The sequence below is a fragment of the Streptomyces sp. CB02009 genome (genome assembly GCF_001905825.1).
In the GTDB taxonomy this organism is placed as follows: domain Bacteria; phylum Actinomycetota; class Actinomycetes; order Streptomycetales; family Streptomycetaceae; genus Streptomyces.
Genome location: NZ_LIVV01000004.1, coordinates 291,144 through 314,053, shown reverse-complemented (window position 1 = coordinate 314,053; position 22,910 = coordinate 291,144). Strand labels below are relative to the sequence as shown.

General features: G+C 74.0%; 26 protein-coding genes. 12 read left to right on the top strand and 14 right to left on the bottom strand.

Going from position 1 to position 22,910, the window contains the following annotated elements; genetic code table 11:
- Window positions 1-19: 19 nt before the first annotated feature.
- The 7 genes from AMK27_RS17760 to AMK27_RS17730 all read right to left on the bottom strand — a co-directional run bounded on the left by AMK27_RS17760 (window position 20) and on the right by AMK27_RS17730 (window position 6,978).
- Complete coding sequence (locus tag AMK27_RS17760; RefSeq protein ID WP_073908449.1) at window positions 20-1,492, bottom strand: APC family permease; 1,473 nt, start codon at window positions 1,490-1,492, stop codon at window positions 20-22.
- A gap of 197 nt (window positions 1,493-1,689) precedes the next feature.
- Complete coding sequence (locus tag AMK27_RS17755; protein WP_073908446.1) at window positions 1,690-3,648, bottom strand: FUSC family protein; 1,959 nt, start codon at window positions 3,646-3,648, stop codon at window positions 1,690-1,692.
- 272 nt (window positions 3,649-3,920) lie between these two features.
- Window positions 3,921-4,157 carry a DUF2630 family protein gene (locus tag AMK27_RS17750; protein ID WP_073908441.1) on the bottom strand — a complete coding sequence of 79 codons (237 nt, stop codon included), beginning with the start codon at window positions 4,155-4,157 and terminating at the stop codon, window positions 3,921-3,923.
- Between the two features lie 18 nt (window positions 4,158-4,175).
- Window positions 4,176-5,243 (bottom strand): endonuclease/exonuclease/phosphatase family protein, encoded by a 1,068-nt coding sequence (locus tag AMK27_RS17745; protein WP_079188493.1) that lies wholly within the window; start codon window positions 5,241-5,243, stop codon window positions 4,176-4,178.
- Between the two features lie 4 nt (window positions 5,244-5,247).
- Window positions 5,248-5,685, bottom strand: coding sequence for a hypothetical protein (locus AMK27_RS17740; protein WP_079188492.1), 438 nt, complete (start codon window positions 5,683-5,685; stop codon window positions 5,248-5,250).
- Window positions 5,686-5,699: 14 nt separating this feature from the next.
- The gene (locus AMK27_RS17735; protein WP_073908436.1) at window positions 5,700-6,134 is read right to left on the bottom strand and encodes a DUF7144 family membrane protein; all 435 of its coding nucleotides are present in this window, start codon (window positions 6,132-6,134) and stop codon (window positions 5,700-5,702) included.
- A 37-nt stretch (window positions 6,135-6,171) separates the two neighbouring features.
- A complete protein-coding gene (locus AMK27_RS17730) occupies window positions 6,172-6,978 on the bottom strand; it encodes an alpha/beta fold hydrolase (protein ID WP_073908432.1) in 807 nt (268 codons plus the stop codon).
- Between the two features lie 86 nt (window positions 6,979-7,064).
- Here AMK27_RS17730 and AMK27_RS17725 point away from each other — a divergent pair, with 86 nt between their 5' ends.
- The 5 genes from AMK27_RS17725 (at window position 7,065) to AMK27_RS17705 (ending at window position 11,255) form a co-directional block, all read left to right on the top strand.
- Complete coding sequence (locus AMK27_RS17725; protein WP_073908427.1) at window positions 7,065-8,414, top strand: aminotransferase-like domain-containing protein; 1,350 nt, start codon at window positions 7,065-7,067, stop codon at window positions 8,412-8,414.
- Between the two features lie 68 nt (window positions 8,415-8,482).
- Window positions 8,483-8,956, top strand: coding sequence for an RrF2 family transcriptional regulator (locus AMK27_RS17720; RefSeq protein WP_079188517.1), 474 nt, complete (start codon window positions 8,483-8,485; stop codon window positions 8,954-8,956).
- 155 nt (window positions 8,957-9,111) lie between these two features.
- Window positions 9,112-10,269, top strand: coding sequence for an MFS transporter (locus AMK27_RS17715; RefSeq protein ID WP_241847531.1), 1,158 nt, complete (start codon window positions 9,112-9,114; stop codon window positions 10,267-10,269).
- Complete coding sequence (locus tag AMK27_RS17710; protein ID WP_073908418.1) at window positions 10,266-10,727, top strand: RidA family protein; 462 nt, start codon at window positions 10,266-10,268, stop codon at window positions 10,725-10,727. The genes AMK27_RS17715 and AMK27_RS17710 overlap by 4 nt, the downstream gene beginning before the upstream one ends.
- Window positions 10,728-10,850: 123 nt before the next feature.
- On the top strand, window positions 10,851-11,255 hold the full coding sequence (locus AMK27_RS17705; protein WP_073908415.1) for a hypothetical protein: 405 nt from the start codon (window positions 10,851-10,853) through the stop codon (window positions 11,253-11,255).
- On the opposite strand, the gene AMK27_RS17700 is transcribed toward AMK27_RS17705, so the two are convergent.
- Window positions 11,213-11,788, bottom strand: coding sequence for a hypothetical protein (locus AMK27_RS17700; RefSeq protein WP_073908412.1), 576 nt, complete (start codon window positions 11,786-11,788; stop codon window positions 11,213-11,215). The two genes, AMK27_RS17705 and AMK27_RS17700, sit on opposite strands and share 43 nt — an antisense overlap.
- A 241-nt stretch (window positions 11,789-12,029) precedes the next feature.
- On the opposite strand from AMK27_RS17700, the gene AMK27_RS17695 reads away from it, so the two are divergent.
- Window positions 12,030-12,998 (top strand): ATP-binding cassette domain-containing protein, encoded by a 969-nt coding sequence (locus AMK27_RS17695; RefSeq protein ID WP_073908410.1) that lies wholly within the window; start codon window positions 12,030-12,032, stop codon window positions 12,996-12,998.
- On the top strand, window positions 12,995-13,858 hold the full coding sequence (locus AMK27_RS17690) for an ABC transporter permease (RefSeq protein WP_073908408.1): 864 nt from the start codon (window positions 12,995-12,997) through the stop codon (window positions 13,856-13,858). Before AMK27_RS17695 ends, AMK27_RS17690 begins: the two co-directional genes overlap by 4 nt.
- 7 nt (window positions 13,859-13,865) lie before the next feature.
- On the opposite strand, the gene AMK27_RS17685 is transcribed toward AMK27_RS17690, so the two are convergent.
- On the bottom strand, window positions 13,866-14,237 hold the full coding sequence (locus AMK27_RS17685) for a VOC family protein (protein ID WP_073908406.1): 372 nt from the start codon (window positions 14,235-14,237) through the stop codon (window positions 13,866-13,868).
- Window positions 14,238-14,410: 173 nt separating this feature from the next.
- Here AMK27_RS17685 and AMK27_RS17680 point away from each other — a divergent pair, with 173 nt between their 5' ends.
- Window positions 14,411-15,586 carry a MerR family transcriptional regulator gene (locus tag AMK27_RS17680; protein ID WP_073909484.1) on the top strand — a complete coding sequence of 392 codons (1,176 nt, stop codon included), beginning with the start codon at window positions 14,411-14,413 and terminating at the stop codon, window positions 15,584-15,586.
- 61 nt (window positions 15,587-15,647) lie between these two features.
- Here AMK27_RS17680 and AMK27_RS17675 read toward each other — a convergent pair whose 3' ends face one another.
- The 3 genes from AMK27_RS17675 to AMK27_RS17665 all read right to left on the bottom strand — a co-directional run bounded on the left by AMK27_RS17675 (window position 15,648) and on the right by AMK27_RS17665 (window position 17,877).
- A complete protein-coding gene (locus tag AMK27_RS17675; RefSeq protein WP_073908404.1) occupies window positions 15,648-16,085 on the bottom strand; it encodes a universal stress protein in 438 nt (145 codons plus the stop codon).
- 61 nt (window positions 16,086-16,146) lie between these two features.
- The gene (locus tag AMK27_RS17670) at window positions 16,147-16,785 is read right to left on the bottom strand and encodes an FMN reductase (RefSeq protein WP_073908402.1); all 639 of its coding nucleotides are present in this window, start codon (window positions 16,783-16,785) and stop codon (window positions 16,147-16,149) included.
- Between the two features lie 3 nt (window positions 16,786-16,788).
- On the bottom strand, window positions 16,789-17,877 hold the full coding sequence (locus AMK27_RS17665) for an LLM class flavin-dependent oxidoreductase (protein WP_073909480.1): 1,089 nt from the start codon (window positions 17,875-17,877) through the stop codon (window positions 16,789-16,791).
- Window positions 17,878-18,039: 162 nt separating this feature from the next.
- Here AMK27_RS17665 and cbiE point away from each other — a divergent pair, with 162 nt between their 5' ends.
- Window positions 18,040-19,266 (top strand): precorrin-6y C5,15-methyltransferase (decarboxylating) subunit CbiE, encoded by a 1,227-nt coding sequence (cbiE, locus tag AMK27_RS17660; RefSeq protein ID WP_073908399.1) that lies wholly within the window; start codon window positions 18,040-18,042, stop codon window positions 19,264-19,266.
- Window positions 19,263-20,012, top strand: coding sequence for a precorrin-4 C(11)-methyltransferase (cobM, locus tag AMK27_RS17655; protein ID WP_073908396.1), 750 nt, complete (start codon window positions 19,263-19,265; stop codon window positions 20,010-20,012). Before cbiE ends, cobM begins: the two co-directional genes overlap by 4 nt.
- A 91-nt stretch (window positions 20,013-20,103) precedes the next feature.
- On the opposite strand, the gene AMK27_RS44565 is transcribed toward cobM, so the two are convergent.
- Complete coding sequence (locus tag AMK27_RS44565; protein WP_015034725.1) at window positions 20,104-20,178, bottom strand: 50S ribosomal protein bL37; 75 nt, start codon at window positions 20,176-20,178, stop codon at window positions 20,104-20,106.
- Between the two features lie 63 nt (window positions 20,179-20,241).
- On the opposite strand from AMK27_RS44565, the gene AMK27_RS17650 reads away from it, so the two are divergent.
- A complete protein-coding gene (locus tag AMK27_RS17650; RefSeq protein ID WP_073908394.1) occupies window positions 20,242-20,955 on the top strand; it encodes a hypothetical protein in 714 nt (237 codons plus the stop codon).
- 57 nt (window positions 20,956-21,012) lie between these two features.
- On the opposite strand, the gene AMK27_RS17645 is transcribed toward AMK27_RS17650, so the two are convergent.
- Window positions 21,013-22,149 carry a cobalt-precorrin-5B (C(1))-methyltransferase gene (locus tag AMK27_RS17645; RefSeq protein ID WP_073909476.1) on the bottom strand — a complete coding sequence of 379 codons (1,137 nt, stop codon included), beginning with the start codon at window positions 22,147-22,149 and terminating at the stop codon, window positions 21,013-21,015.
- 12 nt (window positions 22,150-22,161) lie between these two features.
- Here AMK27_RS17645 and AMK27_RS17640 point away from each other — a divergent pair, with 12 nt between their 5' ends.
- Window positions 22,162-22,887 carry a cobalt-precorrin-6A reductase gene (locus AMK27_RS17640; RefSeq protein ID WP_073908391.1) on the top strand — a complete coding sequence of 242 codons (726 nt, stop codon included), beginning with the start codon at window positions 22,162-22,164 and terminating at the stop codon, window positions 22,885-22,887.
- The last annotated feature ends 23 nt before the right edge of the window (window positions 22,888-22,910 follow it).

Genomic DNA, 22,910 nt, shown 5'->3' with positions numbered 1-22,910 from the left:
CTCTTGGTGACGGCCGGGATCAGAAATCCGTTGCGTAACCCTTGTCCCTGGTTCCGCTCCGCGCCCGGGTGGCCGGGCCCGAGCCCTCCGCGGCCGCCATCGCGCGGGCGGCGTCCAGGCGGGCCGGGCGGTAGTAGTCGCTGCCCTTGCGCCAGTAGACGAGGAGCGGGACGACCCCGAGGAGCAGGCCGCCGAGGCCGATCGTGAGGGCGGTGGTGGAGAGCTCGCCGAGCGATTCGACGAAGGTCCAGAGCATGAACGCGGAGCCGAGCAGCGGCCAGACGCCGCCGAGCAGCAGGTTCTTCACGGAGCGCAGGAGGACGGACTTGTAGGCGACGGCGGCGGCGATGCCCGCGAGGCCGTAGTAGAACGCGATCTGGAGCCCGATCGCGGAGACCGCGTCGCGGAGGATCTGCTGGACCGAGCCGGCGGCCGCGGCGGCCGCGAACAGGACCAGGGCGGCGCCGCCGACGGCGGCGATCGCGACCCACGGGGTGTTCCAGCGGCGGTGCACGGCGCCGAGCGCGGACGGCAGGGTCCGGTCGCGGCCCATCGCGAAGAGCGAGCGGGTGACCTGGAGGAGGGTGGTCTCCAGGGTGGCGACCGTGGACAGCAGGACGGCGACGACGAGGAGCTTGCCGCCGACGCCGGGCCAGATCTGCTGGCCGATGACGGCCAGGACGTTGGGTCCCGCGGTACGGATCTCCTCCGCGCTCAGCAGGACGTTGACGACGACGGTGACGGCGACGAAGAGGAGGAAGACGAAGCCGACGCCGACGAGCGCGGCGAGTCCCGCGGTGCGGCGGCTGTTCCGGGTCTCCTCGCTGAGGTTGCTGGTGACGTCCCAGCCCCAGTAGTAGAACGCGGCGATCAGCGCGCCCGCGGCGAAGCCCTGGGTGCCGTCGAAGTGGCCGAGGCCGAACCAGGACCAGTCGAAGGCGGTGGCCCGGCCGCGGTGGGCGACGGCCGCGAGGATGAAGCCGACCAGGATCAGCATCTCGACCCCGGACATGATCAGCTGGGCGCGCACGGTCAGCCGGGCGCCGCCCAGGACCACGAGCAGCATCATCAGGAACCAGCCGGCGCCGACGGCCGCGGAGAGCGGGGTGCTGTCGGCGAGGTCCTGGTCGAACAGGGCGAGCGTGAGGGACCCGGCGGGCAGCGAACCCGCCACCATGAAGACGGTGGCGGCGAAGACGAGGGCCCAGCCGGACAGGAAGCCGAGGAACGGGTGGAGGGTGCGGCCCACCCAGGAGTAGCCGGCACCGGCGTTGACGTCGATCCGCCCGAGCCGGGCGTACGCGAGGACGATGCCGAACATCGGTATCGCGCAGTACAGCAGCGCGGCGGGCCCCGCGTAGCCGACGGCGCCGAAGAGCACGGCGGTGGTCGCGGCCATCGAGTAGGCGGGGGCGCTGCCGGCGACGGCCATCACGATCGTGTCGAAGGTGCCGAGGACATTGGGCTGGAGCCCTCTGTTCGTGGTGCGCATGGCGGTGTCCTCGGGGCGCGGGGGGTGAGGCAGGACGAAGTGGCCCGTCCACCGGGCCGGTTGCCGGCGGCGGCCGGCGCGGATCAGGGTGAGATCGAGCGCATCGTAGTCGCCCGGATGGCTTCCGGTAACGGCGGTGGGGAGGGTTCCGTTCCGTGACCGCCGGTAAGTCCTCCCGTACGCCCCCGGGGGAAGGTTTACCGCAGGTCGGGACCGGCGATGGCGCGGGCCGCGCTGACCTCCTGGCGGAGCGGCGCGAGGACTCCGTTCTCGTCGCCGGGAAGCTCGCTGCGGACCTCGACCAGGGTGTCCGACGCGCGGATTCCCTGGGCGAGTTCGCGCAGCTCCCGTTCGACGGCGGCGACCTCGGCGGGGTCGGGTTCGGGGGCGCCGTGGCTGACCCGGATCCGGGCGGCGGTCGTGGCGTCCACGATCCGCTCGACGGCCACGACGAGCGGCCACCAGGCGGCGGCGCGGGTCCCGGTCGGCGGGGGTTCGGTGAGGGCCCGCTGGAACTCGGAGCGGACGGTGGACAGGTCGCGGTAGAGCTTTCGGCGGGCGCGCAGCCGCCGGCCCTGGTCCTCCAGCCCGCCGAACGCGCAGGCCACATAGGTGGCGGTGTCGGCGACGGCGTCCGCGAGCCGGTCGCCGATCCGGGAGTGCCAGGACTCGGGCCAGAGGAGGTAGCCGGCGATCAGCGCGATGCCGCAGCCGATGAGGGAGTCGTACAGGCGGGGCATGACGAGGCCGAAGCCCTGCTGGTTGAGGGTGTCGGAGAGCAGCAGGATCACCGGGGTGATGGCCGCCGTCTGGAAGGCGTACCCCTTGGCGGAGAAGGCCGGGATGAGGGCCGCGAGCACGCACATCACGGGGACGTCCCACCAGCCGCGGGGGACTTCGGCGAGCACGAGGGCGGCGAGGAGGAGCCCGGCGGCGGTGCCGAAGGCGCGGAGCACCGCGCGGGAGAAGACCGAGCCGAAGTCGGGCTTCATGACGAACGTGACGGTGAGCGCGACCCAGTAGGAGCGGGGGACGGGGATCAGCGAGACGAGGGCCTGCGCGAGGCCGATGCAGAGGGCGAGCCGGAGCCCGTACCGCCAGGACGCCTCGGAGAACAGGACGGCGCGGGCGGCCCGGCGGACCCGGACCCGGAGCGCGGCCGGGCGGCCGAGCCGGTCGTCGACGTTGGAGGCGTCGGGCTCGGTCCGGTGGACGACGGCGGCGGCGTACCGCAGGGCGTGGTCGACGGCCTTCTCGGCGGGCCGCTCCGGGGTCGGCAGATCGAGTACGGGTGCCCCGGTGCGGCCCTCCTCGTCCTCGACGGCGTCGGCGAGTTCGCGCACCGCCGCGGGGATCGTGGCGGACAGCGGGCCGTGGAGCCGGGCGCGGAGCTGCGCGGCGGGGGCGGCCTCGACCAGCGGGATGACGGCGTTCAGCTGAGCGAGCAGCCGGACGAGGGAGGACGCGCGGCCGTGCTGGCGGGCCCGGCGGGCGAGGACGAGGTCGTAGGACTGGTTGAGGGAGGCGGTGACGGCCTGCCGCTTCTCGTCGTACGCGGGGGTGCCGGTGGCCTCGTACAGCTCGCCGACGGAGCGGTACGTCGCGGCGACGGCGGCCCGCTCGGGCGCGGCGCGGCGGAGGGGCCAGCCGAGCAGGGTCAGGGCGAGCACGAACAGCCCGCCGAGGCCGAGCAGCAGGGGCGCCTTCCACCACGGGTCGGGCATGGGGAGCCCGGCTCCCACGACGGCGTTGAGGAGCAGGAGCAGCCCGGAGACGGAGGCGACGGCACCGATCGAGGAGATCATCCCGGAGACGAGCGCGACGAGGGTGAGCACGGCGACGGCGACCCAGCCGTGGCCGAAGGCGAGGGTTCCGAGGGTGACTCCGACGGCGCCGAAGAGCTGCGGCACGGCGATGTTCAGGATCCGCATCCGGTAGGCGTCGGCAGTGTCGCCGATGACGCCGGAGAGCGCGCCCATGGACACGAGCGCCCCGTAGGCCGGCTGCCCGACGGCCAGCCCGACGGCGAGCGGCGCGGACAGCGCGACGGCGGCGCGTCCGACGGCGGCCCAGGGGACGGGGGTGGGCGCGGGCCTGAAGCCGGCGGTGAGCCAGGCGGGCGGGGAGAGCCGGGTGGGCCCTGCGGGTCGTGCCATGCGCCCAACGTACTGTCGGCGCCGCCCCAGGCCCCCGCCTCCCGTGCCCCGTGTGGGCAATCGTCCCGCTGGGGCGGGACGGGCGGGCACACGGGACGGCGCCCTCTGGCGGCGCCTCCGCCCCTTGTGCCTGGACCCGCACCACCCGTGCACCGCACTCGGGGTGCGGGTCAGGGCGCGGAAGCCTGGGCCCGGCAAGGGGCGCCGTCCGTTGTGCCCACCCGTTCCGCCCCAGCGGAACGACTGCCCACAACGGGGTGGGCGGCGCGGTGTCAGTTGCGGTAGGACTCGACCTCCGTGGCCGGGCGGACCGTCGCGGTGTCCGGGTCCTCGCCGAACTCCGCCTTCGCCCTCCGCTGCCGCAGCAGGTCCCAGCACTGGTCGAGCCGGACCTCCAGTTCCGACAGCCGTGCGCGTTCCTCGGGGAGGAGGCCGCCGGTGCGCTGCCGCAGGGCGCGTTCCTCCTCGACGAGGGCGCCGATGTCGTCCAGGATCTCCTCGTTCTCCATGCTCTCCAGCGTCGCCGATCAGCGCGGCCCGCGCAGGTCGAGATCGGCGAGGACCGCCCGGTGGTCGGAGCCCGGGAGGTCCAGGAAGCGGACGTCGCGGACGCTGAAGTCCCTCACCAGGACGTGGTCGATCTGGACGAACGGCGGCAGCGGCGGGCCCTCCATCGGCCAGGTCGGCGTGCGGCTCCGGTCCGCCCGCCGTGCCGCGTCCTGGAGTCCGCCCGCCGCGAGGACCGCGCGGAAGGCCGCGTGGTCCTGCGAGGCGTTGAAGTCGCCCGCGACCAGCATCGGTCCGGTGCGCTGCGCCGCGACGGCGTCCGCCACCCGCCCCAGTTCCCGCTTCCACAGGGACACCTGCCCCGGCACCGGCGGCAGCGGGTGCGCCAGCTGGAGCCGTACCGGCACGCCCGCGATCTCGGCCGTCGCGCCGGGCATGCCCATGGCCGCCGGGATCATCCGCCAGTCGGTCAGCGGGTACGCGCTCAGGAGGATCGAGCCGACCGATCCCTCTCCCCGGACGTCGGCGTAGTGGGGCAGCGCGTCGGCGAAGGTCCGGGTGAGGGTGGACCGGCAGGCGGCATCGCATTCCGACACGAACACGAGCTGGGGGCGCTCCTGCCGCACCACGTCGACCAGTGACGCCGTCCCCTGGCCGAACTCGACGTTCGCCGCGAGGACCTTCACCCGTGCCAGCGGCAGCCCGTACGGGATGACGGCCTGCGGCATGTACGGCACGGCGCTCCAGGCGGTCGCGCCGAGGACGAGGACCGCCACGAAGGTCAGCGCCCGGCGCCGGGACGCGGCGGCGAGGAGCAGGGCGAGGGCGGCGGGGACCGTCAGCCAGGGGAGTACCGAGAGGAGTTGGGGGACGGGGGTCGTGGCGTCCGTGTCCAGGGCGCGGCAGGCCGCGATCAGGGCCGGGACCACCATGAGCAGCCCCCCGGCCCAGGCCGTGACGCGATGCCTGGGCCTGAGAGGCGGCGGCCCGGAGGCCGGCTCCGAGTTCGGCTCCGGGGTCGCTTCGGCGGGGCTGCTGTTCACGGGTTCCGCCGTCTCCCCGTGCTCCGCGGTCTGGACTCGCTCCACCCTGTCAGTGTCGCAGGGCCTGCGCGATCTCCGCCGTCGGTTCGCCCGAGAGCGTCCGATTGCTGCGCGCCGTACCGGTCTTGGACTTCCCGGGTTCCACTCCGTCGATGTTCAGGACGACCGAGTCGAGGAAGTTCCCGTCGGCGTCCCGGAAGGTGACCATGATCGTGTAGTCGGCGTTCGCGTCCTTCGGGTTGGTCGCCGTGATCTCGGCGACCGTCCGGTCCCCGTCGGTGCTCGTCGGCCCGGCCTTCACGTCGCCGGTGGCCTTCACCCCGTCCTTGACCTCGTTCATCTTCTCCGTCGCGGCCGAGGCCGCGGCCGCCGTGGCGGTGGAGACGATGTCGCCGGCGGTCTCCTTGACGGTGTCGCACCCGGTGGCCGTGAGGGTGAGCGCGGTGCCGGCGGCCAGGGCCAGGGCCGCTGCCGTGGTGCGTCTCATCGTCCGCCCGCCCCTCAGAACGTCTCGTCCCGGCCGTACGCCTCGTCCGTCGCGAGCGCCCAGATCACGAAGACCGAGATGGCCATCGAGAACAGCGCCCACCACGGCTGGTACGGCAGGAACATGAACTGGAAGAGGATGTTGAGGGACGCGAGCGCGATACCGGCGACCCGGCCCCACTCCGCTCCCTTGAGGATGCCGAAGCCGGCGATCGCGACCACGATGCCGAGGATCAGGTGGATCCAGCCCCAGGTGGTGAGGTTGAACTTGAAGACGTAGTCGCCGACGCGGGTGTACACGTCGTCCTCGGCGATGCCTGCGATGCCCTGGAAGACGTCCATGAAGCCGGTGACGAGCATGAGGACGCCCGCGAAGAGCGTGCCGCCGCTCGCCCAGGCGGCGGCCGAGGAGGACGTGGGTCTGCGCGGTGGTGCCGTGTTCTGGCTCATGGACCCATCGTCGGAGCGTTCGTACCGTTCCGAACGTTCAGCTGGGCCGTACGAGTGAGCGGAGGTAGTCCTCCAGTACGGCGTTGAACGCGTCGGGGCGCTCCAGGTTCGGCAGGTGCGCGGCCCGTTCGACCACCGCGAGGGTGGAGTGGGGGAGGAGCGCGTGCATCTCCTCCGCGTCGGCGACCGGGGTGTACGAGTCGTCCCTGCCGACCACGACGAGCGCGGGGAACGGGACCGTCGTCAGCGTCTTCCGGTAGTCCGGGCGCTGCGCCCGGACCCGCAGCGCGGCCGCCGCGCCGGCCGGGTCGGTCGCGCACATCATGCGGTGCACGTGCGGCGCGGCATGGGTGTTGTACGGGGCCACCATCCGGTCGAGGACCTCGTCGGCGTATTCGCGCATGGCCTCCGCGCCGCCCGCGACCAGCCGGTCGGCCATGGCGTTCCTGGCGGCCTTGCCCTCGTCGGTCTCGGCGGCGGGGAAGGTGTCGGCGAGGACGAGGCCCCGGACGCGCCGCGGGTGGCGGCGGTAGAGCTCCATGGCGATCTGGCCGCCCATGGAGAGGCCGGCGAGGACGCAGTCGTGGATCCCCAGGTCGTCCAGGAGGGCCGCGAGGTCCTCGGCGAAGACGCTGAGGCCGGTGGGGCCGGGCCGCGCGCCGAGCGGTGTCGCGCCGTAACCGCGCAGGTCGGGGGCGATCACGCGGTGCGTGCGGGAGAAGTGGTCGAGCTGGGGCTGCCACATCGTGTGGTCGAAGGGGTGGCCGTGGACGAGGAGGAGGGCCGGGCCCTCGCCCCTGTCCGCGTAGTGGATGTCGGCGTCGGGGGTACGGGTGACGTGCATGTCCGCAGGCTAGGCAGCCCCAACTGCTCGGTGCAATAAGATCTTTGCTCTCGGTGCAATCGGTTCGCGAAGGAGTGGGGAGCGGCGTGGAGGAGTACCGGAGGATCGCCGACCGGGTCGAGGCCGCCGTACGGGACGGGCGGCTGCGCCCCGGTGACCGGCTGCCGCCGCAGCGCGTCTTCGCCCGCCGGCACGCCATCGCGAACTCGACGGCCATCCGCGTGTACGGCGAGCTCGCCCGGCGCGGCCTCGTCGTCGGGGAGGTCGGACGCGGCACCTTCGTCCGGGCCGCGCCGCCGCTCCCGGGGCCCGCGCTCGCCGAGGCGAGCGGTGCCGCGCCCGTCGACCTCCAGCTCAACTACCCCGCCGCCGAAGGGCAGTCGGAGCTGATGGCCCGCGCCCTCGCGGCCCTCGCCCGGTCCGACGTGCTGACCGAGGCCGTCTCCCGGCCGGCCGCCGCCACGGGCACCCCGGAGGCCCGTGACGCGGCGGCGGCGGTGCTCGCCCGGCCCGGCTGGGCGCCCGACCCCGAGAGCGTGCTCTTCGCCGGGAACGGCCGGCAGGCCATCGCCGCCGCCCTCTCCGCCCTCGTTCCGGCCGGCGGCCGGCTGGGCGTCGAGGCCCTCACGTATCCGCTGGTCAAAGCGGTGGCCGAGACGCTCGGCATCCGGCTCGTACCGCTCGCCCTGGACGAGGAGGGGGTACGGCCCGAGGCGCTCGCTGCAGCCCACCGGGCGGCACCGCTGGCCGCCGTCTACCTCCAGCCCACCCTGCACAACCCGCTCTCCTCGACCGCGGGCGAGGGGCGCCGGGCCGAACTGGCCGAACTGCTCAGGAATCTGGACCTGACGGCGGTCGAGGACACCACCTGGGCCTTCCTCGTGCCGGACGCGCCCGCGCCGCTCGCCGCGCACGCCCCCGAGCGGGTCCTCCTGGTGGACAGCCTCTCCAAGCGCCTCGCCCCCGGTCTGACCGTCGGCTATCTCGTCGTCCCAGGGCGGCTCCGGGCGGCGGTGGCGGAGTCCCTGCGCTCCGGGGCCTGGACGGCGGGCGGGCTCGCCCTCGCGGCCGCCACCCGGTGGACCGGGGACGGGACGGTCGCCGAGGTGGTCGCGGCCAAGCGGGCGGACGCGCGGGCCCGGCACGCCCTGGTCCGGCGCCGGCTCGCCGGGCAGGCCGTCCGGGCGTCCCCGTACGCGTACTACTGCTGGTGGGAGCTTCCCGCGCCGTGGCGGGCGGAGACCTTCACGGCGGCGGCCGCCGCACGCGCGGGCGTGGCGGTCACCCCGGGAGGCGCCTTCGCGGTGGCCGGGCGGGACGGTGCGGGGGCGGCGCCGGACGCGATCCGGGTCGGACTCGCGTCCCCGCCGCGAGCGGTGCTCGACGAGGCGCTGGGGAGACTGGCGGCTCTGGCGGCGGAGGGGGCGGAGGACTGAACGGGCCTTCTCCGTCGGCTCGTTGCTTGCCTTCTCTATTCTGGATATGTAGGGTCCAGGACATGAAGATGAGCGAGGGCGTGGAATGGGCACTGCACAGCTGCCTGAACCTGGCCTGGATCGGGTCAGAGCGGGCGGTCACCGCCGCGCGTCTCGCGGCCTACCACGAGCTGCCCCACGCCTATCTGAACAAGCAGCTCCAAGCGCTCGCCCGCGCCGGGATCGTCACCTCGGTCTCCGGGCCCAAGGGCGGCTTCCGGCTGGCCCGGGGCCTCGACCGGATCACGCTGATGGACGTCGTCGCCGCCGTCGAAGGCCCGGACGAGGCCTTCCGCTGCACCGAGATCCGCCGCCAGGGACCCGGCGCGGGGGCTCCGGAGACGTACGCCGCGGAGTGCGCCATCGCCGGGGCCATGGGGCGGGCCGACCTGGCCTGGCGCCGCGAGCTCATGGCCCAGACCCTGGACGACGTCCGGGCGCGGGCCGAACTCCAGGCACCGGCCGCGCCCGAACGGATCCGCCGCTGGTTCGCCAACGTCTGACACGGCCGCTCTCCCGGTGGGGGGAGGGCTTCTGAAGGGGGTAATTCTGGATGTTAGATATCCAGATTGCGGGTGGAGCAGGGAAGGGTCGGGCAGGGAAGGCGGGAGGCACTGAGCGAGGTCCGGAGCGAGGGGGCCCGCCCGCCGTCGCCGCCGTGACGCTCGGCATCTTCACCGTCATGACCGCCGAACTGCTGCCGGTCGGACTGCTCACACCGGCCGCCGCCGACCTCGCCGTCTCCGAGGGAACCGCCGCCCTCATGGTGACCGTGCCCGGCCTCGTCGCGGCCCTCGCCGCACCGCTCGTCACCGTCCGCGCCGCCGGCGCCGACCGCCGGGCGCTCCTGGTGGGCCTCCTGCTCCTCGCCGCGGCCGCCAACCTCGTCTCGGCCCTCGCCGGACACCTCGCGGTCGTGCTCGCCGCCCGGGTCCTGCTCGGCATCGCCATCGGCGGCTTCTGGGCCCTGGCCGGCGGCCTCGCGCCCCGGCTCGTGCCCGCCGGTGCCGTGGGACGGGCCACCGCCGTGATCTTCGGCGGCGTCTCCGCGGCCTCGGTCCTCGGCGTCCCCGCGGGCACTCTCCTGACCGAACGGGCAGGCTGGCGCTGGGCGTTCGCGGTCACCGGGCTCCTCGCCCTGCTTGCGGCGGCCGCACTCCGGACGCTGCTGCCCCGCCTGCCGGGAAGGGGTGCGGGGACGGGCGCGGAGCCCTCCCCCACCTCCCCCGCCACACGCTCGGGCACCCTGCTCGCCCTGCCCCGCCGCAACCGGCGCGTGCGGGCCGGGCTGCTGCTCACCCTCGCCCTCGTCACCGGGCACTTCCTCGCGTACTCCTTCGTCCGCCCGCTGCTCGCCGACCGCTCCGGGATCTCCGGCTCGCTCCTCGGCGCCCTGCTCCTCGGCTACGGCGTCGCGGGGGTCGCCGGGAACTTCCTCGCCGGCTCCCGGGCCGCCCGCTCCCCGGGCCGTACGCTCGCGGTCATCGCCGCCGCGCTCGGCACCGTCCTCCTCGCCGGCTTCCTCCTCGGCGGCTCGGCGATCGCCGGGGCCGGGCTGCTGCTGCTCTGGGGGCTCGCCTATGGCGGGGTCTCGGTCGCGCTCCAGTCCTGGTTCATGGCCGCCGCCCCCGACGACGTCGAGACCGCCACCGGCCTCAACGTCAGCGTCTTCTGCCTCGCGATCGCGCTCGGCGCCCTCCTCGGCGGGTTCCTGGTCGACGCGTACTCCCTCGGCACGGTGCTCCTCGCGGGCGCCGCACTGACCCTGGCCGCGTTCCCCGTGGCCGTACTCTCCGGAAGGAACGACCCGTCATGACCGCCCAGCCCTCCACCACCGACCAGCCCGCCACGGCCGCCCAGCCCTCCACCACCGACCAGCGGGTCATCACCAACCCCGGCACGCTCCACGACCCCACCCCCTTCGGCTACAGCCACGCCGTCTCCGCGCCGGGTGAGCCGGTCTTCATCGGCGGCCAGTACGCCTCCGACGCGTCCGGCGCGCCCGTCCCCGTCGACTTCGCCGCCCAGGTCGAGCTCTCGCTCGTCAACCTGAGGCTCGCCCTCGAAGGCGTCGGCCTCGGTCTCGAACACGTCGTCCGCCTCGGCTCGTACATCGTCGACCACGACATGGCCAAGCTGGAGGCCCTCGGCAAGGGCCTGCACGCCCACTTCGGCGAGCGGCTGCCGGCCCAGACCCTCAGCGGCGTCGCGGCGCTCGCGCTGCCCGGGATGCTCTTCGAGATCGACGCGGTCGCCGTACGCCCCGCCGCCTGACCCCGGCGCCACCCGACCCCGGCGCCCGGCCTCCGCCTGATCCACTTGCGGGGCGCCGGGCGCGGGTGTGCCCTTGAGGGTGCGGGAAGCAGCAGGGGGGCGAGAGACGAAGGAGCTCCTGCCATGGCCGCACACGCAGCGATACCCGTCCGGAAACCGTTCAGCACGCACGGCCTGGCCACCCCGATCGTCATCGGTGTCCTGTACGGCCTCTACGCGGCGACCGTGGCCCGCCAGGGCGGACCCACCACCCTGGGGCAGCTGTGGCTCGGCCTGATCTCGGCCCTGGTCCTCGGCGCCGGGATCTACGTCCTGCGCCGCTACGGCCGCGCCCTGTTCCGCGAGGCGCGGGCCGCCGCCTGGGGGTCCCTGACGGGCATCGCCGCGGGCTTCCTCTACAGCCTCTCGGGCGCCAGCATCCTGTCGTCGAGCGGACTCGGACTGGCCTTCGGCGCGCTCAACGGCGCCGCCGCCTACTACCTCTTCTACACCCACGAGGACGGCGAGGGACACCCGGCGCCGTACTGACGGCTCCCGCCCCCGGCGGCACCCCTCCCGCCGTCGCGGCGGCGCCGGCGGTAGGCGACCGCCACCGCCGCGAGCAGCACAGGCCAGGCCAGGAGCGGCGCGTAGCAGACGGCCAGCAGGGCGTCCTGCGCCGGTGTGGAGGGGATGCCGGGCCCCAGGTCCGCGTACGCGGCGTAGGCGCCCCAGGCGGCGATCGCGCACAGCCCGGCCGCCCCGGCCAGGGCCGCGCCGGTCGCGGCGGCCGGGTTCACCCGGCGCCCGCCGAGGAACGGCATCCACCGCGGGAAGACCTCGCCCCAGGAGCGGACGAGCCCCAGGGTGAGGAAGGCCAGCAGCTCGGACACGACGCTGAGGGAGACGACGTACACGGACTCCCCCACGCCCATGGACCTCCAGCCGGCGTGCTGGGTGACCGGGAACCCGGCGACGAGCGCGAACCGCCACAGCCCCGACGGGAGGGTGACGAGCGGAACGGCATGGGCGGCGAGGACGGCCCAACGGGGCACGTCCGGAAGGGCCTTGACTCTCATCATGGTCCCAGCGTCCCGCCGGGACCCGCCCCCGGCCGTCGCCCCGGAGACCGTTCCTCCTCCGCCGCGCGGGGGAGGCGGCATCGTCCCGGGGACGGGGGTTCTCCAGGGGCTCGGGAGGCCGCCGCGCGGAGGACACGCCTCCGCCGGCCTGGCGGTGCGGCGGTGGCCGACGGAGACTGGGAGGAGCGCTCTCTTTCGCGCGCGTCTGCTCCGCGCCCTCTTCCCCCGGAGGATCCACGGTATGACCGACCTCGCCATCGAGACCGAGGGCCTGGTCAAGGTCTTCGGCAGCAACCGCGCCGTCGACGGCATCGACCTCCGCGTGCCCACCGGCACCGTGTACGGGGTCCTCGGGCCGAACGGCGCCGGCAAGACCACCGCCGTCAAGATGCTCGCCACGCTGCTCCGCCCCGACGGCGGCCGGGCCCGCGTCTTCGGCAGCGACGTCGTCAAGGACGCCGACACCGTGCGGGGCCGGGTGAGCCTCACCGGGCAGTACGCCTCCGTCGACGAGGACCTGACCGGCACCGAGAACCTCGTCCTGCTCGGCCGGCTGCTCGGCCACACCCGGCCCGCCGCCCGCGAGCGCTCCGCGCAGCTGCTCGCCGCGTTCGGGCTCGCGGAGGCCGCCGACAAGCAGGTGAAGAACTACTCGGGCGGCATGCGGCGCCGCATCGACATCGCCGCGTCCATCCTCAACACCCCCGACCTGCTGTTCCTCGACGAGCCGACCACCGGCCTCGACCCGCGCAGCCGCAACCAGGTCTGGGACATCATCCGCGCGGTGGTCGCCCAGGGCACCACCGTCCTGCTGACCACCCAGTACCTGGACGAGGCCGACCAGCTGGCCTCCCGGATCGCCGTCATCGACCACGGCAAGGTGATCGCCGAGGGGACGAAGGGCGAGCTGAAGGCCTCCGTCGGCTCCGGTTCCGTGCACGTGCGCCTCCGGGACCCGGAGCAGCGGCCCGAGGCCCGGCAGGTCCTCGTGGACGCGCTGAACGCCACCGTCCAGCTCGACGCCGACCCGGTCGCGCTCACCGCCACCGTCAACGGCCACGGCACGGACCTCGGCGCCGCCGAGCAGGCCGCGCGGGCCCTGGCGGAGCTGGCGGGGGCCGGGATCACCGTCGACAACTTCGCGCTGGGCCAGCCCAGCCTCGACGAGGTCTTCCTGGCACTGACGGACAGGAAAGGAACGGCGGCATGACCGTCACCACCGGCAAGGACACCCAGACGACCGACACGCTCGACTTCGTCGCCCCGAAGGCCGACGAACTCGCGGCGCTGCTCGTGGGCCACTCCCGCCCGCCGCGCCCCAGCGCGCTCTCCGCCTCGATGACCTTCGGCTGGCGGGCCATGCTGAAGATCAAGCACGTGCCGGAGCAGCTGTTCGACGTGACGGCGTTCCCGATCATGATGGTGCTGATGTACACGTACCTCTTCGGAGGTGCGCTGGCCGGCTCCGTCTCGTCGTACATCCAGTTCCTGCTGCCCGGCATCCTCGTGATGAGCGTCGTGATGATCACGATGTACACCGGGATCTCGGTCAACACCGACATCGAGAAGGGCGTCTTCGACCGCTTCCGCACCCTGCCGATCTGGCGGCCCGCGCCGATGGTCGGCTACCTCCTCGGCGACGTCGTCCGCTATCTGATCGCCTCGGCCGTGATGCTGACCGTCGGCATGCTCATCGGCTACCGGCCGGACGGCGGGATCGTGGGCGTGCTGCTCGGGGTGGCGCTGCTCGTGGTCTTCTCGTTCTCGTTCTCGTGGATCTGGACCATGTTCGGCCTGCTGCTGCGCAGCGAGAAGTCCGTCATGGGCGTCTCGATGATGGTGATCTTCCCGCTGACGTTCCTGTCGAACGTCTTCGTCGACCCGAAGACGATGCCGGGCTGGCTCCAGGCCTTCGTCAACAACAGCCCGGTGACCCACCTGGCGACGGCGGTGCGCGAACTGATGGCGGGCAACTGGCCGGCCGCCGACATCGCCTGGTCGCTGGGCTGGTCGGCGCTGCTCGTGATCGTCTTCGGAGCGATCACCATGCGGCTCTACAACCGCAAGTGACGGACGGCTACTTCCCGCGCGGGGTGGTCTGCTGGACCGCCCAACGGTTGCCGTCCGGGTCGGCGAAGAAGACGAAGGACCCCCACGGCATGTCGGCGATCTCGCTGACCGTGATCCCGCGCTCGGTGAGGTCGCGGTGGGCCTCCTCGATGTCGGCGACGACGACCTGCATGTTGTCCAGGGAGCCGGGGGCCATCTCCGTGATGCTCTTGCCGAAGGCGATCGAACAGGCCGAGCCCGGCGGGGTCATCTGCACGAACCGGATCTCGTCGCTGACCGGGATGTCGTGGTCGGCGTGGAAGCCGACCTGCTCGTAGAAGGCCTTGGCCCGGTCGATGTCGGTGACGGGCACGCCGATCAGTTCCAGCTTGATGTCCATGGGGGCATCGTGCGCCGGGCCGCGGCACGGCGCACGGCGTGCGCCGCCAGTCGGTTGACCTTCCCCCGCGGGGAAGGCCCAGCATCGCCTGTGCCGGGCGGAGGGCCCGGTCCAGGGAGGAAAATCGAGCTGTGCGCGACGAAGAGCCCAGGCCCGCGGCGGTGTCCGGGCCGATGCTGACCATCGGGGACTTCGCCCGCGCCTCCCGGCTCTCCGCCAAGGCGCTGCGCCGCTACGACGAGCTCGGCCTGCTGCCCCCCGCCCGCGTCGACCCGTTCACCGGCTACCGCTACTACGCGGAGGAACAGCTCGAACGGGCCCGTCTGATCGCCTGGCTGCGGGGCATCGGCATGCCGCTCGCCGAGGTGGGACGGGTCTGCGCGCTGTACGCCTCGGACGCCTCGGGCGCGGCCCGCGCGATCCGCGGCTACTGGGCGCGGGTCGAGTCGGAGACCGCGGCGCGGCGGGATCTGGCGGCCTCCCTGGTGGACCGGCTGAAGGGACCCACCGAGATGACCGACGAGAGGGCCGACGCGACGGCCGATGGGGCGACTGGCGGGGTGAGCGGCGGGACCACCGGGGCGACGGCCTGCGAGACGGCGGACGGGGTGGGCGTCGCGCCTGCCGGGACGGCCGGGCGGCCGGCCTTCGTCCTGCGGACCGCCGTACGGCTCGACCGCGGCCTCGTCCGGGCCGCCCAGCAGGACGCCGCCCACGCGGGCCCGCACCTGCTGGCCGTCGCCGACGGGTACGGCCCCGAGGGAGGACGGGCCGCGCTGGCCGCGGTCGGGGCCCTGGAGGCCGTACCGCCACCGGTCCCCTCGGCGCGCGCCGGGGACGTGCTCAACGCCCTGGAGGACGCGGTGCGCGCGGCCGACGGCGCGGTCTCCGGTCTCGCCGAGTCGGGTACGACCCTGACGGCGGTCGTGTGGACCGGTGGCCGCCTCGCGCTGGCGCACGTGGGCGACTCGCGGGCGTATCTGCTGCGGGACGGCGCGTTCGTCCGCCTCACCCGTGACCACACCGTCGTCCAGGCCCTCGTCGACGCGGGCGAACTGGACCCGGCCGAGGCGGCGGACCGCCCCGACCGGGCGCTGCTCCTGAAGGCGCTGGACGGCGGGGACGCGGCGCCCGAGCCGGAGCTCGGCGTGCACGAGACGCGGCCGGGCGACCGCTACCTGCTGTGCACGGACGGGCTTTCGGCGGTCGCGCCGGCCGACGACATCCGCCGCGCGCTCGCCGCGGGCGTCGGCCCGGAGGAGGCGGCGGAGGCCCTGGTCGCCCTGGCGCGGGAGCGGGGCGGACCGGACAACGTGGCGTGCGTGGTGGCGGACGTGGTGCCCGCCTGAGGTACGCCGACCGGGCCTGGTCACGTGGCCCGGCGGCCGGCGACCAGGCGTCCCCCGGCGGCTAGGCGTCCGCCGGTTCGCCCCGTACGACCACCACCGGGCAGGACGCGTGCTGGGTGACGTGCGAGGAGACCGAGCCCAGCACGGCCGCCTTGAAGCCGCTGTAGCCGCGGTCGCCGACGACCAGCAGGGACGCCCCCTTGGCCGCGTCGAGCAGGGCCTGCGGGGCGTTGCCGCCGACGACCGTACGGGCGACGGCGGCGGCCTCCCGCGGGCTCAGGGTCTGGTCGATCGACTCGTCGAGGATCTGCTTCGCGAGCTGCTCGGGGTCGAACTCCGGCGGCACGCCCGGCATGAGCGACGCCCAGGTGGCCGGGTACTCCCAGCTGATCACCGTCTGCAGGGAGTCCCCGGTCAGGGCGGCCTGCCCGGCCGCCCACTTCAGCGCCTTCAGCGAAGGCTCCGATCCGTCCACGCCCACCACGATCCTGCCGGCCATCACAGAACTCCGTTCGTTGTACGGCACATCTGAACCATGCGCCTCCAACGTAACAAAGAGGTCAATCCAGGCGGAGGTCGGCCAACTGCTTCTCGAACGGGACGATCTCGTCGTCGTCGAGCCGCCGGGACGGCCGGGCCGCGACCGTGTCCGCGAACTCGTGGCCGGCCCGGGTGATCCGGGAGGGCAGCCCCTCGCCCCATCCCGTCGGGGAGGTCTCGTCGGCGCCCGAGCCCCAGTCCTCCGACGCCGCGTAGACGGCGGTCGGGACGACGAGGGCCCGCAGGTAGGCGAAGAGCGGCCGCAGGGCGTGATCCAGGACGAGCGAGTGCCGGGCGGTGCCGCCGGTCGCCCCGATGAGGACCGGGGTGCCGGTCAGCGCGGCCGGGTCGACCAGGTCGAAGAACGACTTGAACAGACCGCTGTACGAGGCGGTGAAGACCGGGGTCACCGCGATGACCCCGTCGGCCCCCGCCACCGCGTCGATCGCGTCCTGGAGCCGCCCGGAGGGGAAGCCGGTCACGAAGTTGTTCGCGATGTCCACGGCCAGGTCGCGCAGTTCGACCACCTGGACGTCGACCGCGTACTCCTGCTCGGCGAGCCGGTACCGCGCGGCCTGCAGGAGCCGGTCGGTGAGCAGCCGGGTGGAGGAGGGCGAGCTGAGGCCTGCGGAGACGGCGACCAGCTTGAGGGTGCGCATGGCTTAGGACTCCTTCTCGGTACGGGACGTGAGGACGGCGGGGTGGAGCGGCGCGGTGTCCGGGACGCCGGCCGGGCGCAGGTTGGCGAACTCCTTGCGCAGCACCGGCACGACCTCCTCGCCGAGGATGTCGAGCTGCTCCAGGACGGTCTTGAGCGGCAGTCCGGCGTGGTCGACCAGGAACAGCTGGCGCTGGTAGTCGCCCACGTAGTCGCGGAAGGACAGGGTGCGCTCGATGACCTCCTGCGGCGAGCCGACGGTCAGCGGGGTCTCCCGGGAGAACTCCTCCAGGGAGGGGCCGTGGCCGTAGACCGGCGCGTTGTCGAAGTACGGGCGGAACTCCCGTACCGCGTCCTGCGAGTTCTTGCGCATGAACACCTGGCCGCCGAGGCCGACGATCGCCTGCTCGGGGGTGCCGTGGCCGTAGTGGGCGTACCGCTGGCGGTAGAGGCGGACCATCTTCTCGGTGTGCTGCTTGGGCCAGAAGATGTGGTTCGCGAAGAACCCGTCGCCGTAGTAGGCGGCCTGCTCGGCGATCTCGGGGGAGCGGATGGAGCCGTGCCAGACGAACGGCGGGACGCCGTCGAGCGGGCGCGGGGTGGACGTGAAGCCCTGGAGGGCGCTGCGGAACTTGCCCTCCCAGTCGACCACGTCCTCCCTCCACAGCCTGTGGAGGAGCGCGTAGTGCTCGATGGCGAGCGGGATGCCCTGCCGGATGTCCTGGCCGAACCACGGGTAGACGGGGCCGGTGTTGCCGCGGCCCATCATCAGGTCCACGCGGCCGTCGGCGAGGTGCTGGAGCGTCGCGTAGTCCTCGGCGATCTTCACCGGGTCGTTGGTGGTGATCAGCGTGGTGGAGGTGGAGAGGATCAGGTTCTCCGTGCGGGCGGCGATGTGCCCGAGGAGGGTGGTGGGGGAGGACGGCACGAACGGCGGGTTGTGGTGTTCACCGGTCGCGAAGACGTCGAGCCCGACCTCCTCGGCCTTGAGCGCGATGGCGACGGTGTTCTTGATCCGCTCGTGCTCGGTGGGCGTGCGGCCGGTGGTGGGGTCGGTCGTCACGTCCCCGACGGTGAAGATCCCGAACTGCATCGTGCTCACCTCTCGCGTTCCTGGTGCCTCGCGGCTAGTGGTTGAAGCTTAAACTATCCGGCTCAACGGTGCCACCCCTCCGTGTATTCCGGGCCCCGGGCGGGTCCCGAGTGGGGCCCGCCACGTACCGCCGGAAAGCGGCCCTCACGTAAAGTCGCGCAGGTGAACGGTGCGATAGCGGTCGTCGGAATCGGCGCGGACGGCTGGGACGGGCTCCCCGGGAGCTCCCGCCGCGTCCTGCGGACCGCCGAGGTCCTGATCGGCGCCCCCCGCCAGCTCGACCTCCTCCCCGGCGGCGACTGCCCCGGCGAACGCGTCGCCTGGCCCTCCCCGCTCCGCCCCGCCGTCCCCGGACTGCTCGCCGCCCACGAGGGCCGGACGATCGCCGTCCTCGCCAGCGGCGACCCCTCCTTCTACGGCATCGGCCGCACCCTCGCCGAGACCGTCGGCGCCGACCGCCTCCGGATCCACCCGCACCCGTCCTCCGTCTCGTACGCCGCCGCCCGCCTCGGCTGGCCCCTGGAGGCCGTCGAGACCCTCTCGCTCGTCGCCCGCCCCCTCGCCGCGCTGTCCGCCGCGCTCCACCCCGGGCGCCGGCTCCTCGTCCTCGGCGAAGGCCCCGGGACTCCCGCGCGGGTCGCGGCCCTGCTCCGGGAGACCGGCTGGGGCGGCACCAGGATCCGGGTCCTGGAGCAGCTCGGCGGGGACCGCGAGCAGGTCCTCGACGGGACCGCCGCCGACTGGCCGTACGAGCGGACCGACGCGCTGCACGTCCTCGCCCTCGACTGCGCACGGGACCCCGGCACCCTCCGGCTCGGCGCGGTTCCGGGGCTGCCCGACGAGGCGTACGAGCACGACGGCCAGCTCACCAAGCGGTACGTGCGCGCCGCCACGCTCGCCGCCCTCGCGCCCGCGCCCGGCGAACTCCTCTGGGACATCGGCGGCGGCTCCGGCTCCATCGGCATCGAATGGATGCGGGCCCACCGCTCCTGCCGGGCGGTCGCGGTCGAGAAGTCGGAGGAGCGCGCGGCGCGGATCACGCGGAACGCCGACCGCCTCGGCGTGCCCGCCCTGCGGGTGGTGACGGCCGCCGCCCCGCAGGGCCTCGCCGCCCTCCCCGCCCCCGACGCGGTCTTCATCGGCGGCGGCCTCACCGCCCCCGGCCTCCTCGACGCCTGCTGGGACGCGCTGCCCACCGGCGGCAGGCTCGTCGCGAACACCGTGACGCTGGAGTCCGAGGCGCTGCTCGCCGACCGCTACCGCCGCCACGGCGGCGAACTGGTCCGGCTCGCCGTGGCCGCCGCCGTCCCCGTCGGCGGCTTCACCGGCTGGCGCCAGGCGATGCCGGTCACGCAGTGGTCCGTAACGAAAGGTTCTGAAGAGCGATGACCGTCTACTTCATCGGCGCGGGTCCCGGCGCGGCCGACCTGATCACCGTGCGCGGCGCGCGGACGCTCGCGAAGTGCGGGGTCTGCCTGTACGCGGGCTCCCTCGTCCCGACCGAGCTGCTCGCCGAGTGCCCGCCGGAGGCGCGGCTCGTCGACACCGCCCGGATGGACCTGGACCAGATCGTCGGCGAGATCGCCGCCGCCCACGAGGCGGGCCAGGACGTGGCCCGGCTGCACTCGGGCGACCCGTCGGTGTTCAGCGCGATGGCCGAGCAGATGCGGCGCCTGGACGCGGCGGGCATCCCGTACGAGGTCGTCCCCGGCGTCCCGGCCTTCGCCGCCGCCGCTGCCGCGCTGAAGCGGGAGCTCACGGTCCCGACCGTCGGCCAGACGGTGATCCTCACCAGGGTCGCGCAGCAGGCCACGCCGATGCCGGAGGGCGAGGACCTGGCGACGCTGGGCCGCAGCGGCGCGCTGCTCGTCCTGCACCTGGCCGCGCGGTACGTGGACCGGGTCGTCGCCGAACTCGTCCCCCACTACGGCGCGGACTGCCCGGCGGCGGTCGTGGCGATGGCCAGCCGCCCCGACGAGATCGTGCTGCGGGGCACCCTCGAGGACATCGCGTCCCAGCTGAAGGAGGCCGGCATCACGAAGACGGCCGTCATCCTGGTCGGCCGCACGCTGGCGGCCTCGGAGTTCCGCGACAGCCACCTGTACGACCCGGCGCGCGACCGCCACACCTGCTGACGTCTGTCCGCCGACGCGGGCGGGGCGCGCACACGCCGGGGCCCCGGGGAGTCCGATCCCCGGGGCCCCCGCGCGTGGACGGCGTCGGGCGTCAGGCGTTGGGCCGCTTGCCGTGGTTCGCGTTCTTCTTCTTGCGGGCGCGCCTCTTGTTGCCTCGCTTGGCCATGGGGCTCCCTCTCGTTCCGGGGGGTATGTGCTGGTAAGCCTAGGTTCGTGATCCGGGGGCCGCATGTCGGCTGTCGGCGGCGTGCGGTCTCATGGAGACGTGACTGTCTACGACGTGGCCCGGGCGCTGCCGGGCATCGAGGAACTGCGCGACCACAGCCGGGGGCTCGCGATGGTGGAGGCCGTGCTGAGCCCGGAGTGGGAGAGCCGGTACTACTCCTTCGACGCGCACTGGTCGGAGACCGAGCAGCTGGCCTCGATGAAGAACGGTTCCGGTGACGAGTACACGATCGTCCTCTCCCCGGCCGGGGTGTTCGCGCGCGCCTTCGCCCACGAGTCGCCGATGAGCCCGTTCGGGCCGCTCGCGGACGGCGTGACCTGGCCCGGAGTGATCGACGGGGTCCCGGAGGCGTTCCGGGAGTACCTGACGGAGCCCGCCTTCACGGACGAGGACGGGGTCCACGTGACCACCGCCTGTCTGTGGCGCGAGCCGGCGGACACGGCCTGGCACACGGGCCCGGTGGAGTTCACGGACCTGGAGGACCGTGTGGACCCGGACGGTTCCGTGGGTCTCTTCCAGCACCTCACGGACCGGTCGGCGGAGGCGTACGTGGCGTTCGCCGAGGACTACTACGAGCGGTCGGTCGACATCGAGGCGGTCCGGCACGTCCTCGCCCTGCGCCCGCTGACGGCGGAGGTCGTCGCGGCCCTCAACCCGGACGTGACGCTCGCGGACCTCGCCGAGGACGTGACGGAGATCGGCTACCCGACGGCCTGACCCGACCCGACCTGACCTGCCCCGCCCTGCCCTGACCGGGAGGGGACGGGAGGGCGGCTACGCGCCCGCGCCCGGGCCCGTCACCGTCGACCGTCCCACCACCGTCCCCGCCCGGTCGATGCAGACCACGTCCACCGCCACCGGGGCGCCCCGCAGCACCGCCAGGGCCTCGTCGCGGGCCCGGGCGGCCACCAGGTCGCCCAGCGGGACGTGCGCGGCCTCGCAGAGGCGGAGGGCCGCCAGGCCCGTGTTCGCCCCGGCGATCTCCGCGGCGAGGGACTCCGACGCGCCGCCCGCGCGGGCCAGCTCCGCCAGGAAGCCCTTGTCGACCTGGGAGCGGGCCGAGTGGAGGTCCAGATGGCCGGCGGCCAGCTTGGAGAGCTTTGCGAAGCCGCCGCAGATCGTGAGGCGGTCGACGGGGTGGCGGCGGACGTACTTCAGGACCGCGCCCGCGAAGTCGCCCATGTCGAGGAGCGCGATCTCCGGAAGGTCGTAGAGGGCCGCGACGGTCCGCTCCGACGTCGAGCCCGTGCAGCCCGCCACGTGCGTCAGACCGCCCGCGCGGGCCACGTCCACGCCCCGGCGGATCGAGTCGATCCACGCCGAGCACGAGTACGGGACCACGATCCCCGTCGTGCCGAGGATCGACAGGCCGCCCAGGATGCCGATCCGGGGGTTCCAGGTGGAGCGGGCGATCTCGGCGCCGTCGTCGACGGAGACGGTGATCTCGACGTCGCCGCCCGCGCCGTGCCGGGCCGCGACCGAGGCCACGTGCTCCCGCATCAGCTGCCGGGGCACCGGGTTGATCGCCGGCTCGCCGACCTCCAGGGGCAGGCCGGGCAGGGTGACCGTGCCGACGCCCTCACCGGCCCGGAAGACGACGCCCGAGCCGGGCGGCAGCAGCCGTACCGTCGAGCGGATCACGGCGCCGTGCGTGACGTCCGGGTCGTCGCCCGCGTCCTTCGTCACGGCGGCCGTGGCCGTACCGGCGGCCGCGTCGAGGGACTCCGCCGTGAGCGCGAACGACGGCGTCTGGCCCTTGGGCAGCGTGATGGTCACCGGGTCCGGGAAATCGCCGGTCAGGAGCGCCGTGTAGGCGGCCGTCGTCGCCGCCGTCGCGCAGGCACCCGTCGTCCACCCCGGGCGGAGACCCGTGTGCTTGAGTTGGGCCTCACGCCCGCCGCCTGAAGTCACGAAGAGGCTCCTGTGCACATACTCATTCTCGGGGGGACCACCGAGGCCCGCGCCCTGGCGGGACTGCTGCACGCCGAGGCCCGGGTCACCAGCTCCCTCGCGGGCCGGGTGGCGAGCCCCCGGCTGCCCGAGGGCGAGGTGCGGATCGGCGGGTTCGGCGGCGTCGACGGGCTCGTGGAGTGGATCGGCGGCAACGCCGTGGACGCGGTCATCGACGCCACGCATCCCTTCGCCGAGCGGATCAGCTTCAACGCGGCCCGGGCGGCCGCCACCGCCCATGTTCCCCTGCTGGCGCTGCGCCGCCCCGGCTGGGTCCCGGGCGAGGGCGACGACTGGCGCTCCGTGGCGTCCCTGGAGGAGGCGGCCGGGGCCCTCGACGGCCTCGGCGACCGGGTCTTCCTGACGACCGGCCGCATGGGCCTCGCGGCCTTCGCGGACCGCCCGGAGTGGTTCCTGGTCCGCTCGGTGGACGCGCCGGAGGCCCCGATGCCGGCCCGCACGGAGATCCTCCTCGACCGGGGCCCGTTCACCCTGGACGGCGAGCGGGAGATCCTCGCCCGCCACCGGATCGACGTCCTGGTGACGAAGGACAGCGGCGGCGCGGCGACCGCCCCGAAACTGACCGCGGCCCGCCGGGCGGGCGTCCCGGTCGTCGTGGTCCGCCGCCCCCCGGTCCCGGAGGGCGTACCGGTGGCGGCGACCCCGGAGGAGGCCGCCGCCTGGGTGCGGTCGGGGTGAGGCTCAGCGGTCAGGACGAGGCT

Coding starts and splice junctions, on each gene's coding strand:
- AMK27_RS17760 (WP_073908449.1), bottom strand. CDS start 1,492: ATGCGCACCACGAACAGAGGGCTCCAGCCCAATGTCCTCGGCACCTTC.
- AMK27_RS17755 (WP_073908446.1), bottom strand. CDS start 3,648: ATGGCACGACCCGCAGGGCCCACCCGGCTCTCCCCGCCCGCCTGGCTC.
- AMK27_RS17750 (WP_073908441.1), bottom strand. CDS start 4,157: ATGGAGAACGAGGAGATCCTGGACGACATCGGCGCCCTCGTCGAGGAG.
- AMK27_RS17740 (WP_079188492.1), bottom strand. CDS start 5,685: ATGAGACGCACCACGGCAGCGGCCCTGGCCCTGGCCGCCGGCACCGCG.
- AMK27_RS17735 (WP_073908436.1), bottom strand. CDS start 6,134: ATGAGCCAGAACACGGCACCACCGCGCAGACCCACGTCCTCCTCGGCC.
- AMK27_RS17730 (WP_073908432.1), bottom strand. CDS start 6,978: ATGCACGTCACCCGTACCCCCGACGCCGACATCCACTACGCGGACAGG.
- AMK27_RS17720 (WP_079188517.1), top strand. CDS start 8,483: ATGAGCGAGGGCGTGGAATGGGCACTGCACAGCTGCCTGAACCTGGCC.
- AMK27_RS17710 (WP_073908418.1), top strand. CDS start 10,266: ATGACCGCCCAGCCCTCCACCACCGACCAGCCCGCCACGGCCGCCCAG.
- AMK27_RS17705 (WP_073908415.1), top strand. CDS start 10,851: ATGGCCGCACACGCAGCGATACCCGTCCGGAAACCGTTCAGCACGCAC.
- AMK27_RS17700 (WP_073908412.1), bottom strand. CDS start 11,788: ATGATGAGAGTCAAGGCCCTTCCGGACGTGCCCCGTTGGGCCGTCCTC.
- AMK27_RS17695 (WP_073908410.1), top strand. CDS start 12,030: ATGACCGACCTCGCCATCGAGACCGAGGGCCTGGTCAAGGTCTTCGGC.
- AMK27_RS17690 (WP_073908408.1), top strand. CDS start 12,995: ATGACCGTCACCACCGGCAAGGACACCCAGACGACCGACACGCTCGAC.
- AMK27_RS17685 (WP_073908406.1), bottom strand. CDS start 14,237: ATGGACATCAAGCTGGAACTGATCGGCGTGCCCGTCACCGACATCGAC.
- AMK27_RS17680 (WP_073909484.1), top strand. CDS start 14,411: ATGCTGACCATCGGGGACTTCGCCCGCGCCTCCCGGCTCTCCGCCAAG.
- AMK27_RS17675 (WP_073908404.1), bottom strand. CDS start 16,085: ATGGCCGGCAGGATCGTGGTGGGCGTGGACGGATCGGAGCCTTCGCTG.
- AMK27_RS17670 (WP_073908402.1), bottom strand. CDS start 16,785: ATGCGCACCCTCAAGCTGGTCGCCGTCTCCGCAGGCCTCAGCTCGCCC.
- AMK27_RS17665 (WP_073909480.1), bottom strand. CDS start 17,877: ATGCAGTTCGGGATCTTCACCGTCGGGGACGTGACGACCGACCCCACC.
- cobM (WP_073908396.1), top strand. CDS start 19,263: ATGACCGTCTACTTCATCGGCGCGGGTCCCGGCGCGGCCGACCTGATC.
- AMK27_RS17650 (WP_073908394.1), top strand. CDS start 20,242: ATGTCGGCTGTCGGCGGCGTGCGGTCTCATGGAGACGTGACTGTCTAC.